General features: G+C 50.1%; 14 protein-coding genes. 10 read left to right on the forward strand and 4 right to left on the reverse strand.

The genetic code is table 11. The annotated features are described in order from the left end of the window. The first annotated feature begins 342 nt into the window (after positions 1 to 342). Positions 343 to 1,677: a tyrosine-type recombinase/integrase gene (locus tag BN1133_RS19480; protein WP_082177871.1), complete on the forward strand. Its 1,335-nt coding sequence runs from the start codon at positions 343 to 345 to the stop codon at positions 1,675 to 1,677. Positions 1,678 to 1,686: 9 nt separating this feature from the next. Here BN1133_RS19480 and BN1133_RS19955 read toward each other — a convergent pair whose 3' ends face one another. Further along, positions 1,687 to 2,610 (reverse strand): hypothetical protein, encoded by a 924-nt coding sequence (locus BN1133_RS19955; protein WP_153006713.1) that lies wholly within the window; start codon positions 2,608 to 2,610, stop codon positions 1,687 to 1,689. Positions 2,611 to 3,092: 482 nt separating this feature from the next. Here BN1133_RS19955 and BN1133_RS19485 point away from each other — a divergent pair, with 482 nt between their 5' ends. The 3 genes from BN1133_RS19485 (at position 3,093) to BN1133_RS02560 (ending at position 5,472) form a co-directional block, all read left to right on the forward strand. Beyond that, positions 3,093 to 3,269, forward strand: a complete 177-nt coding sequence (locus BN1133_RS19485) for a helix-turn-helix transcriptional regulator (protein WP_013724060.1) — start codon at positions 3,093 to 3,095, stop codon at positions 3,267 to 3,269. Between the two features lie 388 nt (positions 3,270 to 3,657). Continuing rightward, positions 3,658 to 4,326, forward strand: a complete 669-nt coding sequence (locus BN1133_RS02555; protein ID WP_050664986.1) for a YagK/YfjJ domain-containing protein — start codon at positions 3,658 to 3,660, stop codon at positions 4,324 to 4,326. Positions 4,327 to 4,449: 123 nt separating this feature from the next. Next, on the forward strand, positions 4,450 to 5,472 hold the full coding sequence (locus BN1133_RS02560) for a Fic family protein (RefSeq protein WP_050664987.1): 1,023 nt from the start codon (positions 4,450 to 4,452) through the stop codon (positions 5,470 to 5,472). Between the two features lie 38 nt (positions 5,473 to 5,510). Here the strand turns inward: BN1133_RS02560 and umuC are convergent, their stop codons facing one another. Next, on the reverse strand, positions 5,511 to 6,770 hold the full coding sequence (gene umuC, locus BN1133_RS02565) for a translesion error-prone DNA polymerase V subunit UmuC (protein ID WP_050664988.1): 1,260 nt from the start codon (positions 6,768 to 6,770) through the stop codon (positions 5,511 to 5,513). Beyond that, a complete protein-coding gene (gene umuD / locus BN1133_RS02570) occupies positions 6,751 to 7,194 on the reverse strand; it encodes a translesion error-prone DNA polymerase V autoproteolytic subunit (protein WP_050664989.1) in 444 nt (147 codons plus the stop codon). Before umuD ends, umuC begins: the two co-directional genes overlap by 20 nt. A 116-nt stretch (positions 7,195 to 7,310) precedes the next feature. Here umuD and BN1133_RS02575 point away from each other — a divergent pair, with 116 nt between their 5' ends. Then, positions 7,311 to 7,499 (forward strand): DUF3283 family protein, encoded by a 189-nt coding sequence (locus tag BN1133_RS02575; RefSeq protein WP_050664990.1) that lies wholly within the window; start codon positions 7,311 to 7,313, stop codon positions 7,497 to 7,499. Between the two features lie 44 nt (positions 7,500 to 7,543). On the opposite strand, the gene BN1133_RS02580 is transcribed toward BN1133_RS02575, so the two are convergent. After that, positions 7,544 to 8,461, reverse strand: coding sequence for a BrxR family helix-turn-helix transcriptional regulator (locus BN1133_RS02580; RefSeq protein ID WP_050664991.1), 918 nt, complete (start codon positions 8,459 to 8,461; stop codon positions 7,544 to 7,546). Between the two features lie 203 nt (positions 8,462 to 8,664). Here BN1133_RS02580 and BN1133_RS02585 point away from each other — a divergent pair, with 203 nt between their 5' ends. From BN1133_RS02585 to BN1133_RS02610, 5 genes are all read left to right on the forward strand, one after another. Next, positions 8,665 to 9,984: an ADP-ribosylglycohydrolase family protein gene (locus BN1133_RS02585; RefSeq protein ID WP_197273645.1), complete on the forward strand. Its 1,320-nt coding sequence runs from the start codon at positions 8,665 to 8,667 to the stop codon at positions 9,982 to 9,984. 87 nt (positions 9,985 to 10,071) lie between these two features. Beyond that, positions 10,072 to 11,355, forward strand: coding sequence for a metallophosphoesterase (locus BN1133_RS02595; RefSeq protein WP_231686229.1), 1,284 nt, complete (start codon positions 10,072 to 10,074; stop codon positions 11,353 to 11,355). Between the two features lie 44 nt (positions 11,356 to 11,399). Further along, complete coding sequence (locus BN1133_RS02600; protein ID WP_050664993.1) at positions 11,400 to 11,684, forward strand: hypothetical protein; 285 nt, start codon at positions 11,400 to 11,402, stop codon at positions 11,682 to 11,684. Positions 11,685 to 12,364: 680 nt separating this feature from the next. Next, positions 12,365 to 12,964, forward strand: coding sequence for a DUF1819 family protein (locus tag BN1133_RS02605; RefSeq protein WP_050664994.1), 600 nt, complete (start codon positions 12,365 to 12,367; stop codon positions 12,962 to 12,964). Next, positions 12,961 to 13,584: a DUF1788 domain-containing protein gene (locus tag BN1133_RS02610; protein ID WP_050664995.1), complete on the forward strand. Its 624-nt coding sequence runs from the start codon at positions 12,961 to 12,963 to the stop codon at positions 13,582 to 13,584. The genes BN1133_RS02605 and BN1133_RS02610 overlap by 4 nt, the downstream gene beginning before the upstream one ends. Positions 13,585 to 13,667 lie beyond the last annotated feature (83 nt).

Below are 13,667 nucleotides of genomic sequence, written 5' to 3' on the forward strand. Positions count from 1 at the left end.
CATGAGGGACTCCCGCTTCGCCCTTCGACTTAGAGTGTAACGGCTGCCGCGCGGCCCCGCGGGACCTGCGGCCGGAAAGACCAAGGGGTTGGCATCGTGATGATGCCAACCCCTTGTTTTGTATGGCGCTCCCGACAGGAGTCGAACCTGTGGCCTGTCCCTTAGGAGCCAAGGTAGGTAGTGTTTCAGAAGGTTTTATAAAGTTGAGTTGCTGATGGTAACTGATTGTTTTTAATGTTTATTTTTCTTGTGTTGGGTTTCAGCTAGTTTCATGAAGTCTCACCCTATATCATGTTTGCTGTGGTACCCCAAGTGGTACCCCAAACAGGGGGAGAGAATGCTATGGCAAGAAAACCGGTAACGCAGGATCGAGAGATCCCCTCATTGATTTTGCAAGGTGAGGCTTCGATTACCCGCTATGCGGTGAAATCTCCTCATGGCGGTGGATTAGCCATTGAAGTTAGGGCTGGGAAGAGCAAGCGGTTTGTCTATCGTTATCGGATTGCTGGTACTCAGGCGACAGTTGTTCTGGGTAATTACCCGGCGTTGTCGTTGGCGCGAGCCAGGCTTGAGCATGCAGAGCTGGCTGCCTTGGTAAAGAAAGGGATAGATCCACGCAAGCATGTAGCTAGTGAAAAGGCTAAAAATGAAACCGCCCTGACGATGGATGAGTTACTTGGGCGATGGCTCGATGCACAACGTATTGCTCAGGTCGTCAAACCCAAGACCCTCCAATGTCATCAGGATCGTTGGAATCGTCATCTCAAGAAGACCCTCGGCAATATTCGTTTAATCGATCTGACTCGTGCACACCTGGCACAAGCGTTAGAGATAACTCGGCGTGCAACAAAAGACGAAACCCGTAAGGGGTTGGGAACGCTGAACCAGATGTTGGATTATGCGGTGGTTCACTGCCTTATCGAGGCCAACCCTGCGAGACTGTTGCGGCCCAAGGATTTTGGTGCCAGTGCTGGTTCGCCAAGAGAGAGATGGCTGACAGTCCCCGAATTGCGCAGGCTATGGAAGGCGATGGATGAGGATCTTGGCAGTGGTGGTAGCTTGGCGGCTGGAGGGCGTGGTGTTTCTCGCCATGCCACTATTTCTCTACCAGCAGCGAATGCGATCAAGCTATTAATACTGACTGGATGTCGTAGAGGTGAAGTCGCCAATATGCGTTTTTCACATATTAGAGACGATATGTGGACGATCCCTGATACCAAGAATGGGAGGCCACATTCGGTATTCTTATCTCGACAGGCGAAAGCGTTGATTGATGAACAGGCACTATATGTAAACGGTGACTTTGTTTTTGAATCAGACAGACCTAAAAGTGATGTTATTGAGCCAATTTTAGTTGACTCGATAACTAGAGCTTTAAGGCGTTTAATTTCTCGTTCACTATCTGATATGGAGCCATTTACCGTACATGACTTACGACGTAGTGCTGCAACCAATTGGGCTGAGAGATTAGATGCAGAAGAGAGAGTGATCGAATTATGTTTGAATCATCTCCCACTCAATAAGTTGGTTAGAACCTATCATCGTTCGCGACATGATGATAAGAAAAAAATGCTATGGCAACGCTGGGGCGAATTGGTTGAACTTGAGATAGCAAATGAGCCGCAAAAAAATAATAATCATGGGAATGTTATTGAATTCATCAAAAAAGTAAAATAAAAAGGCGGACTAGTGTCCGCCTTCTTTTATTTTTTCATATTCTTCTCTAATCAGTCTTGTGACTACCTCATTTTTTCTTCTATCTGTGTTTTCACAGATAAAGTCTAGTTTTTTAATAATATCTTCAGATAGCACAATGCTTACCGCCTTTTTGCCGTTGTTCTTATCACGATATGCCTTTTGTGACCAAGCTGATTTCATTTTTGCTAGCAATAATTCTCTTCTATCTTCAGAGTCGTTGAGTAAGTCGAAGGTTGTTATTATTCCATTTAAGTGATTTTTTGGATGCCCATTTTCGACAAACCATATCGGATTGCTACCTTTGTAAAGGTAGTTCCAAGCCCACTCTTTATTGTTTGAGTCTGCCCATTGGACAACATCACGTATCTTACTTACGAATATCCACTTTTCTTTTAAAGTATTAAGTATGGTGTTTTTTATTTTTGGTTCATTGTTCAATAAATCAAAAAAACAAATGATAGCTGCTTTCTTTGCTTTACTATCTTTTGGCAGGAGTGGGATTTTATTTATCTCAAAGAGATAGTTGTTAGTTAAGTTAAGACTTACTCCATTATTGAAAATATCCACTTTATCTATATTAAGATTATAGTATGATGTTGATGGTTTTAAAATTCTAACGCAAGACCAAATATAATCGCATAACCTTTCATTTTCTGTATCAATCCAGTCAAAGTTACTTAGTTTAATGCATTCAAAATTGATATAATCAATCAACGTAACCTTGTCAATGTTTTGTTCGGCACGGAAAACTTTATATGCCGCGCGGTTTAATATAGCGCTGGCGTTTTTTTGAATTTCTTTTAAAAAGGTATTTTCATCATAAATATGATTGAAGTCTACATTCGGAATTATTTTTGATAGATAGTTTACTTGTCTATTTGTAAGGCCAATTGAATTGATTGTTTGAGGCATTTTAGTGTCCACTCTTTTCAATTACTTAGTAATTTATTGTGTAATTAATGTGTTTTTGTCATGTATCTATGACTGCTTATGGAGTGATTTTCAACTCAATTATGTCACATTTCTGAGCATGATCACTTAAGTTGGATGTTCTATCTATGCTGGATTTATGTTGTTTAAGGCTCAATGCTACATAAAGTGCTTATGGCTTTGTGCTGCAGTCATTGTGTCTACCTGGAACAAGATTGCATCACTCATCCGCTTGACCTTGTAACAGTAATGAAGGGGTTGAGCTGTTATCTAGATATCCATTTTGAATAATAAAGCGTTACTCTTATGTATGACCATAAATGTCATATGCAGTACAAGTAATGCTTTTATGTATGTTGCAGGACTTATAGTGCGGTGTGTCCTGTAGTTGTTTTTGCTGGTGCTCTGATGAGGCATGTTTTTTACATGTGGACATTCTCCTATGGACGACAAAGGAGCTCATCATGAAACTACTTAAGTTGAAAGATGTCATGGCAATGACATCACTCTCTAAGGCATCTGTTTACCGTCAGATGAATGACGGGAAATTTCCAGCATCAGTCAAGATCGGCCCAAGATCTGTTGCTTGGGTTAGCTCTGAAATAGAGTCATGGATTGAAGAGAAAATAAATCTTCGCTAGGGGTAATTTCTGACGAGCAATTGAAATGAATTGGCTCGTTGCTCAGGCTAGAAGTCTGGTCCTATCAGGGATTAGAGTTATTTAGCTGGTTTGACATTCAATGCTTTGATGTCGGCAATAGTAATATATAAATAAAGAGTGTAAATAAGGAGTGAAAATAAACACTAAATAAAATTGCATACACAGTATGTATATCGGCAGTGCAGATATGTGGATGTCATAACCATCAGCATACCGAAATTCATAACCCATCATATCGCTAAGTTGATAGCACCGTTTCAAACCCTCAATGAAAGTGTGCTAGTGCACACTCGCAAACAGCCACCTTAATTCTAATACCGGCATACATTCTCAGAATGTAGCCCTTCTTCTATCTATGGAGTTTAATATGTTTAACACTCTTAATGAATATCGAGTGGCGGCTGAACGCCACTATCAGAATAGTGGGTATACTTTCGATAAGGATAACCTCAGTAAAATTGTTGCTGTGATGAATCATGCTTTTGCTCAATACTCTAGGGTATTTGCTTTTAGAGTTGACCTTCGCTTCCCTGATAATTTGTTTACCAGGATGCTATCAGAAGGTAGTTCACGTTATCATGGCGCTGTGTTGAAAGCATTCTTTGCGGAGCTTGAAAAACTGTTTGTTCTGGATCAGCTGTCCCAAGCTACAAATGGGAAAAGGGTTCGCAAAACAGAAATCAGATATGTTTGGGCGAGGGAGCAAACAGCAGAGGCTGTCGTTCCTCACTATCACTTGATGTTTTTCTTAAATGGGGATGCCTATTGCTCTCTGGGGAGATTTAAGTCTGAGAATATGAATCTGGCAAACAAGCTTAGAGTGGCTTGGCATCGAGCTGTCTTTGAGGCGGATGTATCAATTGATTTTTGCAGGAGGCGAGGGTTAGTTGAACTTTCAGAGAAGGGACAGCACGAAGTTTTTTCAGGTGATCCTGTGGCTATAAAAAAAGTGCTACTCCATGCGGCCTACCTTGCCAAAAAGGAATCGAAGCGCCGTGGAGAGGGATATCAGTGTTTCGGGGGGAGTAACCTTTGAAGGCTTATTGGTGTTGATAAAAAGACTTTTACTGCAGTTTTAGATGGCATCTGATCTGGGAGTTTCTGCTCCCGGATCTGTTAAGCTAACCCTCATTTGTTATCGCATCAGTTGGAGTAACCCATGGCAGCCTATTCCCCTCCCTTCACCCTGACCCACGCCATGTTGAGTCGAGTGGCGGAGATCGCCGAGTTGGTGGGGCAGTGGCGGTTTACTCAGAGCTCTCAGGTGCCGATGCTGCGTCGAGAGAACCGGATCCGCACCATCCAAGCCTCGCTAGCTATTGAGCACAATACTCTGAGTGTTGAGCAGGTGACGGCAGTGATTGAGGGGAAGATGGTGCTTGGGCTTCCACGGGAAATCCAAGAGGTTCGTAATGCATTTGCGGCCTATGAAGCAATGCCTGATTGGGATCCGGCTTCAGCGGAAGACTTACTTGGTGCTCATGGACTCCTGATGCGTGGACTCTGTGATGATGCGGGTCACTGGCGTAGCGGTGGCGTAGGTATCTATCGAGGCGAGCAGTTAGTGCATATGGCTCCCCCTGCGAACCAGGTCCCTCGTCTAATGGGACAGCTATTGACTTGGCTGGCTGAGACCGAGGCTCATCCGCTGATCGCTTCCTGTGCCTTGCATTATGAGTTGGAGTTTATTCATCCCTTTGCGGATGGAAATGGTCGGATGGGACGTTTATGGCAGACGGTGATATTGAGTCGCTGGCAGCCAGTAATGGCCTTCTTACCAGTGGAGACGGTGATCAAAGCTCGGCAAGATCACTACTATCAGCAGCTAAGTCAGGCTGATAGTCGCAGTGATTGTACCGATTTCATCCTCTTTTTGCTGGAAGCGCTGCGCGATGCGCTGACCCAAGCGATTGCGATTCAACCAACAGCAGTATCACCTCATCAGGAAAAAATGCGGGTAGAAATGAAGGTTGAAACGCAGGTAGAAAAACGGGTGAAAACACCGCAGGCTATCTTGGCGGAATTGGCGGCTGAGCCGACCATAACTCTCAAGCAAGTTGCAGAGCGGATTGGCAAGTCGACCAGTACAGTGGAGAGAGCTGTGGCCGTGCTGGTCAAAGACGGACGATTACGCTTTGTTGGACCGCGTAAGAGCGGACGTTGGGAGGTTACTGGATCCTGACGTGTAATCATCTAGCCTCGCAGCTAACCGACTCAGGGCTACCTCGCCACCGGCAGGTCCTCCCAGCGGGTGGTGTAGCAGGGGCTCAGGTGCTCTTGTCGCATCATCCACTCAGGCGACCCCGTACCTTGGCTGGCAAAGCCTACGCGCCCCAATCCCTTGGCTTTGATCTGGTCCATCACTGCCATCAGCGCATCTGATTGAGCGGAGGACGGGGCAAACAGATCGGCCTGTTGCTGCCCCTTGGGGGTGAACTCACTCAGCATGATGCCCCCCTTCTGATAGCGGTAACCGTCGCGCCAAATCTGCGGTAGCAGCACGTTCACTTGCTGCAGCAGCAACCGGGTATCATCGCTAGGGCAGACCAGCCGGACGCCAGCCTGCTCACTGTAGTAAGGCGCTCGTTCGTCAAAGGGGCTGGTTCGCACGAACAGGTGCACCCGCTGGCAACACATCCCCTCGGCCCGCAGCTTCTCGGCTGCGCGAGCCATAAAGCCTGACAACGCTTGAGCCATTTCTCCACGGCCAGTCACGCGCTCACCAAAGGAACGGCTCGAGAGGATCTGCAACTTCGCCGCGGGTTCAACGGTCAGCTCTGCGCAAGGCAGGCCACGCAGCTCCTGTACGATCCGCTCGACCACCACGCCGTATTGGGCGCGTAACCCTTTGGCGTCGCTAGCCACCAGGTCAGCAACGGTGTTGATGCCTTGTGCCACCAACTTGGCCCCCAAGCGCAGTCCTATTCCCCACACCTCGTCCACCGGGGTGATAGCCATCAGCCGGGCACGGCGCAGCTCGTCACGCAAGTCCACAACGCCGCCCGTGGCAGGCCACTTTTTGGCTGCATAGTTGGCCAGCTTGGCGAGGGTCTTGGTGGGGCCAATCCCGACTCCTACCGTTAGGCCGGTCCACTGCCACACTCGCTGCCGGATCTGTTGTCCATAGGCTGTCAGGTCCCCGGCAAACGACTCCGACAACGCCATGAACGCTTCATCGATGGAGTAGACCTCAAGCTCAGGGGCCATGGTCTCCAACGTGCTCATCACCCTGCCAGACATATCGCCGTAGAGCGCGTAGTTGGAGCTGAATGCCACACCGCCATGCGCCTCGAACTGCTCGCGGATCTTGAAGTAGGGCCCGGCCATCTTGATACCCATCGCCTTGGCTTCGGGGCTGCGCGACACCACGCATCCATCGTTGTTGGAGAGCACCACGATCGGGCGGCCACGCAGCTCAGGGCGAAACAGCCGCTCACAGCTGGCGTAGAAGTTGTTTACATCAACGAGCGCTATAGCCATCACGCTGCCTCAGATTGCCAATCACATGGGTGACCACTCCGAACAACTCCAGGGAGAGGCTCATACAAGGGTCGACAGGCGCGAACGCCGGATTGGCTGGCAACAGCCGCAACCTCGGCTTGAGCTGCAAGGTCTTTACCGTGAAGCCGCCATCGAGTAGTGCAATCACCACATCACCATGGCGCGGGGTGAGGCTCTTATCGACCACCAGCAAGTCACCGGGAAAGATGCCGACCCCGGTCATGCTCTCCCCCTCGGCACGCAGATAGAAGGTTGCTGCAGGGTGGGCCACGCAGTGGGTGTTGAGGTCCAACTTCCCTTCCAGATAGTCGCTGGCTGGGCTGGGAAAGCCGCAAGAGGCGCGGTGCAAGAACAGCGGGATGGTCACCTCGGCGGGTGATGGGTCTGGGGTTAACAACTTCATGGTAATAACGCCTGTATTTATATACAGGTATTATAGCGCACCACCTTTGAACCAGCGCAAGTCCCGCATGCCAGTGATGGCGTACCATGGTGCCAACAAATAACAAAGAGGTCAGTATGAGTCACAATCTGTGTGCCCTACCGAAAGAGCAGCAAGAACGGGTCGAAGTCGAGAAGGCCGCCGCGTATGCGGTATGGAAAGAGCGCAACGGTCACTTGGCCAGCGCAGAAAGCGAAGCAAGCCAGCATAAGGGTGAGTTGGGCAGCTACTTTCTTGAGCAAGTAAGTAGGTACAAACGGGGCTAGCCTTCCTGTAGCCATGTTTTTATTCTGGGAATACCCTAAGTACCTTAACTCTCGCGCAAATCCGGGCGTCGGAGCTTGAAGATGCAGCCCTTGGCTACCAACTCGTCCCGGTTTGCCAGCACCAGCGGGTAGAGCAGCGGATGCTGTTCGTGATCGCCGTTATAGCTCACCTGCATGCGCTCCAGCGCGTAATGCATCAAAGGGATGCGCTGATTGAGCAGCAGCTTGCCATCCGGCATGGCATAGTCACTGGCAATGATGGCCTGTTGTCCTGCGCTGAGGGTTGGGTTGGGTATGACCACCGCAGTGACCTGAGTGCTCCACTCAAGATCCTGATCCCGGCCGTGAGGGGAGGTATCCAGTAGCTCAGGTTCCCCACGAAAGCGGCTCATCACAAAATCCAGATACACCCCTTTTTTCTCGCAGTAAGCGCGAACGTGCCAGCGGATCCCGTCATAGACCAGGGTATGGGGCACGATATTGCGGCCGCTCTGCTCCTCTGAGCTGAGGGATACGTAATCGACATCGACCCGCAACTGACCGCGAGCCGCTTGCACCAGACCCCGCACAATCTTGGGGTCGATATGGCGGTTGGGTACCTCCAAGATCTCGATATGGCCGTAGCGCAAATCCATCAGCGGCAGGGTCAACAGCTCCGCTTCATGTTGGCGTTGGTGCTGTTTTTCACGATGTAACAACATCAGGTACTCATCTACTTTTCCTTCACTAAAGCGGGGCACAAATTGCGCGGTAGGTTTGTACCCTTTCAGGCGTCGGTCATAGACCAGCCCTTCTGGTGAGTAGTAGGTCAGGTAGTGATTGATATCCCGTGATGCTTGCTGGCGGCCGATATTGAAGGCGGTCATCAAATGATTGGTGGTCAGCCGCCCCTCCCACTGCAACACGATCTCCAGCAGACGAAAGCGCATGGTCTGATCCCAGGTGAGCTCTTTGGGGGTCATATGTGCTCCAAAATGCGACATGTGTATGTAGCCAGTATTTTCATGTGTATTTAGACTACACATACTCATTCTACTTGATCAGTCAATCAGCAGGGTAATGGGGGGCTTTCCTTCACTGGACAATTTTCCACATCATTGGCTCGCAACAGTCTCAGTCTTGCCAGAGCATTGGTGCCTCTCTCTCTTCCATGGAAATTACACGTATGAAAAACAGACAAAGCGCCTCCAAGGGATGCCTGCTGGGCCTCGCTATTGGCGATGCATTGGGGACAACCCTAGAGTTTGCTCCCCGTGATAGTTACACGACATTGACAGATATGATCGGGGGCGGGCCATTTAAGCTCGAAGCTGGTCAATGGACCGATGATACCAGCATGGCGCTATGCCTAGCTGACAGCCTGTTGGCATGTCATCGTCATGACCCGCTCGATCAGTTAGCTCGCTATCAACGTTGGTATCGGCAGGGTGAAAACTCAGTGACAGGCTATTGCTTTGACATCGGTAGCACTGTCAGAAGTGCGCTGCGTCGGTATGGCCAAAGCGGCGATCCTTATCCCGGCAGTGAAGATGCCATGAGTGCAGGAAACGGCAGCTTGATGCGATTAGCTCCCATAGTTCTCTTTTACAGTCAGCATAGGGTGCAAAGAGAGAATGCTCTGCAATATCTCTTGAATATGGTTGCACTGAGTTCTCGTACTACCCATGGTGAGGCTCGAGCCGTTGCGGCATGTCAGTTGATGGCGCTGTTTATTGATAAGGCGTTGCTCATCGATCCCTCCCAAGATGATGGCAAAGATGCGGTGCTGAAACTGACGGAGTCTGAGCTGAGTGCGTTGGGAGTATTGCCTGAGGAGATAGCCTCGATCGCGTGTGGAACTTATCGCCACAAGACTCGCCACGAGATTTCCAGTAGTGGTTATGTTGTGCACAGTCTGGAGGCGGCACTATGGAGCTTCTGGCATAGCACTACATTTGCCGAAGGTGCTTTGCTGGCTGCCAATCTAGGGGATGATGCCGACACTGTCGCTGCCATTTATGGTCAACTGGCCGGTGCCTATTACGGCGAAGAAGGAATCCCGGCTAGTTGGCGTGAGCGTTTAGCCTGGTATGACAAGATTTCTAATATGGCACTGACTCTACATGACGCCAATACCTGCCGCTTGCCTCAGGACTGCGAATTGGCCGAACTGGTTATGCGTATGCAAGGTGCTGTGGATCAGAGTGAAGATCAGCAGGCATCGGTGCTCGCCTCCGCCTGCTATGAGCTGGGAATTATGCAGCCAATCGGTTCGGATTGGCCACAAGCCAGCGCTGTAATGGCGCAGCCATCATCCCTGACACCGGCAGAGCAAGAGCAGGCACAGAGTGCCGTAATTGCGACCTGGTCCAGGCTCGACTGCTGCTGCATGTTGACCGCACTCATTCGGATGGATCGTTTGTGCGACAACCTTCTCTATGATGCTGTGCGCAGTGGCCTTGTTGCCATGATATTGCAGAGACTGTCTCAACTACTGGAGGTTTAGTTGGGTACTATCGGCTCTCAAGCTGGATCGTCTGTCATTTCATTCTCAATTGCTCAATCTTCTTCACCTCCAGATTTTAGGTAGTTCATGACGCGACAACATTTGATTTTTATCGGCGATATACATGGGCAACACGGGAAGCTGCGTGCGCTGCTCGAGCATCTCGATTTTATTCCTGATCCGCACCAAGAACGCCGCAAGTTGGTTTTTCTCGGTGATTTGATCGATAACGGGCCAGGGCATGAGATAGATCATCGAGGGGCGCTGACCATGGTCAAGGCCCTGTGTGAGCAGAAACTTGCCTGTTGCGTGATGGGCAACCATGAATTTAATGCTGTGGGTTGGGCGCTACGTCACCCCCAAACAGGCTTGCCGCTTCGTCGCCACAGCGATAACAACCGCAAACAACACCAGCGTTTTCTAGATGATGTGGAGGAGGGGAGCGAGCAACATCAGGCCTGGATCCACTGGTTTATGACGCAGCCCCTCTTTCATGACTTCGGCCATGTCAGGGCTATTCATGCCTGTTGGCACGAGGGCTCCATCCAAAGGATCCGGCCATATCTCAACGAGGACAACAGCCTGAAGGCTGAGCATTGGCCCGATGCCTTCGACGAGCGACACGAGCTGTATCAGCTGTGTGAAACCTTGCTCAAGGGACCAGAGTTGGCATTGCCGCAAGGTTACAGCTTCTTGGATAAATCCGGCACCGAGCGTCACCGGGTCCGTATCAAGTGGTGGTGTGAAGAGGCCAAGACCTATCGCGATATAGCCCAAGTACAACCCGAGATGGTCAGTGGGATCCCCTCTGTGCCTCTGGCTGGAGAGCACCGTAATCCGGTGATCGAAACCCCGGTTGTTATTGGTCACTACACACTGACAGGGCTCCCGGCTCCACTGAGCGATAAGGTGGTGTGTGTCGATTACAACGCGGCGAGTACCCAAGGGGCGTTGGTGGCCTACTGCTGGTGGAATGATGAAACGCCGCATCAGTTGCATGAACGCAACTTTGAATACCTGGGCACCATGGCGTTCGGTCAGGAGGGGTTGGTGGCAATGATGGCGTTGTTCAATCAACTTGCAGGTCGTTATCCCCCCGTGTCATTGACGCCAGATCAATGTGAGGTGATTCGTCACTGTCTGCTGAACCATTGGGATCCCGCCTTCGTAAGCGGGCTCGAGGAGTGCCGGAGTGAATATGACGACCACATCACTACGCTTGCTACCTTGGCTCAACAAGCGAGCTGGGGCGATTTATCCGCTTATCTGATGGGAATAACCAAAGTCTATTTCAATCAGGATCTGGATCCTGTTTGTGCGGACCGTTTGGCCAAGCGGTTGCGGTTGATTATGAATCAAGACAGGGATTGATCCCGGGCCCGCATCGATAACTTATTTAGCAGGAAAGCAGAAACATGAAACGATATTTGAAAGTGGGTGATCGCTGCAAACAGTGTGACACCCCTCGGGTAGACATTAGCCATGAGATACTACTCGAGATTCAACGTGAGCTTCACCCGTCGATTAAATCAATTCCTGCGAGTGTGCTGGCAAAGGGCAGGGATATTTATGCGATCTGCCCGTGTTGCGATCTTTATGCGCTGGGCATGGATCTGGAGACCGGTTACCCCTTTACCGAGGTTGATGGGCAGACCACCACCATTCACGAGCTCACTTCAAGGCCAGAATGGCGATGGTAAATCGCATTCCTGCCTGAAAACACGACATGTGCAAAACCCCAGTATCGAAGCTGTGCGGCTGGCCCGGTATAGTCAGCCGAGTTCACGTCAGAGGGGATATGCGATGAGTAACCAACCCGGCTTTTGGTTAGCGACACGCCCGTTGTCACTGATCGCCCTGTTGCTGGGCCTAACGCCGCAAATCGTGTTTGCTGCCAACTGCACCTATCGGTAAGGTACGTTGGGCCATACCCACTACCGGTGTGACGATGGCAAGCAGGGTGTCCTGCGTGAGGATACTCTCGGCAATATCAGGGATTCGGGCTCGGGCATCACCTGGCGCACTGATGTCTTGGGCAGCCTCAAGGGCAGTGACGGTACAACCTACCGTGAAGATGCATTGGGTAATGTGCGTGGTAGCAACCCAAAAACTGGGGAGCGGGTGATCTGGCGTGAGGATAGCCTCGGCAATTTACGTGCTTCCGACGGTACCGTCTGTAGAACCAACGCTCTGGGGCAGTTGAAATGCAGTGGTGAAAGCCTGCCGCCAGTCTTGTTGGGGCAATGACCATCGAAAATGAGGTAGTTGTCGTCGTTCAGGCAGCCCCAGAGGGATAACTGTGCGCTTGGTTAAAGGCAATGTGGCTCGTTTCGCGTATGATAACCGCGTCTTAGAACCCATTGTCGAATAGAGAGTAGTTATGACGGCCAAAGCATATCTGGGCGACATCATCGGTGGCAGTATCATGTTGCGTGAGAGCAGAGTGGTTGCTGAACTACTGCTACAACATCAGGATGAAGTGAGCTGGAGTGATGCCATTGTTAACGAAAATGCATTACAAAAAACCTCTGTGCATAGTGCTAAGCGGATGGCATCAACTCTTCGCAAAAGACTTGAGCCGATGGGACGGGATTTCTGGACTGCACTGCTGCAGGTGTCTGATGACCTGGCAAAGCAGATGTTACTGCTGGCAACCATATGTCAGTCTCCCGTTCTAGGCGATTTTATGGCAACGGTTGTTTCCGATGCTAGGCGCATGTATCGAGAATCACTGCGTAGCGATGACTGGCAGGAATTTATTTTGTCTCGGCAACGGGTTGTTGATGGCCTTGAACAATTTTCAGCGAGCTCAATTCAGAAAATGGGGAATAACGTTTTTAAGATCCTGGCAGATGTTGGGTATCTGGAGTCTGGTCGTTCGAGAAAATTGCAGAATCTTTACCTGTTACCCGAAGTGAGAGAGTGGTCGATGCGCTTGGGCTGTCCAAAAGCCTATGAGGCGATGGAGTCAGCACGATGAAGGTGCGGTGGGATAGCGAGCCGCAACTTAAGGCTCGCTTGGAGCAGATAGAAGCGCGCTTGCAAAGTGACAGTTTCTTGAACAACCGAGAATTGGGAGGGGAGATCGGATTTTATATCTTCGATTATCCGCCTCAATTTGAGTTGATCGTGCGCGAGTATCTCGAATCAAGCCTGCTCCAGGTGCGCAAGCAAGGGCTGCAATTTTTGCACCTCAACTTGTTTGAAGAACTACTCGACATGTTGCAGGGACGAAAGCTGTTAGATAAGGCCTTTGAACTGGAATTGAAAAAAGGGACGGATGAGTTGGCCAAAGCGTTGAAAGGCCCTCTCGAGCAAGGGCGTGTTGCCCAGCATTTGATGAGCAAAATTCGTCCGACCAATCCGCAGTTTGTGCTGTTGTCCGGCCTTGGCCAATGTTGGCCATTACTTCGTGGCCACAGCTTGCTCAATGCTCTTCATGCACATATGGGCGCGATCCCTCTGGTGCTGTTTTATCCAGGGCGATACAACGGTCTTGAGCTCTATCCCTTTGACCTGGATCGCGCCGAAGTGGCAACAGCCAATTACTATCGTGCGTTCCAGCTAGTGCCGCATGCTTCAAAATACCAAGGTGGATAGCCACCTTGGTTTTCAGAGATAGGCCAATGAGCTGTGACTGAAGTGGCATAGAGGGGTTGTTTCGTTACAAAAACTTTCGAACC

This window comes from Aeromonas schubertii (assembly GCF_000820105.1).
Lineage (GTDB): Bacteria > Pseudomonadota > Gammaproteobacteria > Enterobacterales > Aeromonadaceae > Aeromonas > Aeromonas schubertii.

Excerpts from the sequence above, each read along its gene's own strand:
- BN1133_RS19480 (WP_082177871.1), top strand. The coding sequence starts at position 343 with ATGGCAAGAAAACCGGTAACGCAGGATCGAGAGATCCCCTCATTGATT.
- BN1133_RS02595 (WP_231686229.1), top strand. The coding sequence starts at position 10,072 with ATGACGCGACAACATTTGATTTTTATCGGCGATATACATGGGCAACAC.
- BN1133_RS19485 (WP_013724060.1), top strand. The coding sequence starts at position 3,093 with ATGAAACTACTTAAGTTGAAAGATGTCATGGCAATGACATCACTCTCT.
- BN1133_RS02585 (WP_197273645.1), top strand. The coding sequence starts at position 8,665 with ATGAAAAACAGACAAAGCGCCTCCAAGGGATGCCTGCTGGGCCTCGCT.
- BN1133_RS02560 (WP_050664987.1), top strand. The coding sequence starts at position 4,450 with ATGGCAGCCTATTCCCCTCCCTTCACCCTGACCCACGCCATGTTGAGT.
- BN1133_RS02610 (WP_050664995.1), top strand. The coding sequence starts at position 12,961 with ATGAAGGTGCGGTGGGATAGCGAGCCGCAACTTAAGGCTCGCTTGGAG.
- BN1133_RS02555 (WP_050664986.1), top strand. The coding sequence starts at position 3,658 with ATGTTTAACACTCTTAATGAATATCGAGTGGCGGCTGAACGCCACTAT.
- BN1133_RS19955 (WP_153006713.1), bottom strand. The coding sequence starts at position 2,610 with ATGCCTCAAACAATCAATTCAATTGGCCTTACAAATAGACAAGTAAAC.
- BN1133_RS02605 (WP_050664994.1), top strand. The coding sequence starts at position 12,365 with ATGACGGCCAAAGCATATCTGGGCGACATCATCGGTGGCAGTATCATG.
- BN1133_RS02600 (WP_050664993.1), top strand. The coding sequence starts at position 11,400 with ATGAAACGATATTTGAAAGTGGGTGATCGCTGCAAACAGTGTGACACC.
- BN1133_RS02580 (WP_050664991.1), bottom strand. The coding sequence starts at position 8,461 with ATGACCCCCAAAGAGCTCACCTGGGATCAGACCATGCGCTTTCGTCTG.
- umuC (WP_050664988.1), bottom strand. The coding sequence starts at position 6,770 with ATGGCTATAGCGCTCGTTGATGTAAACAACTTCTACGCCAGCTGTGAG.
- umuD (WP_050664989.1), bottom strand. The coding sequence starts at position 7,194 with ATGAAGTTGTTAACCCCAGACCCATCACCCGCCGAGGTGACCATCCCG.
- BN1133_RS02575 (WP_050664990.1), top strand. The coding sequence starts at position 7,311 with ATGAGTCACAATCTGTGTGCCCTACCGAAAGAGCAGCAAGAACGGGTC.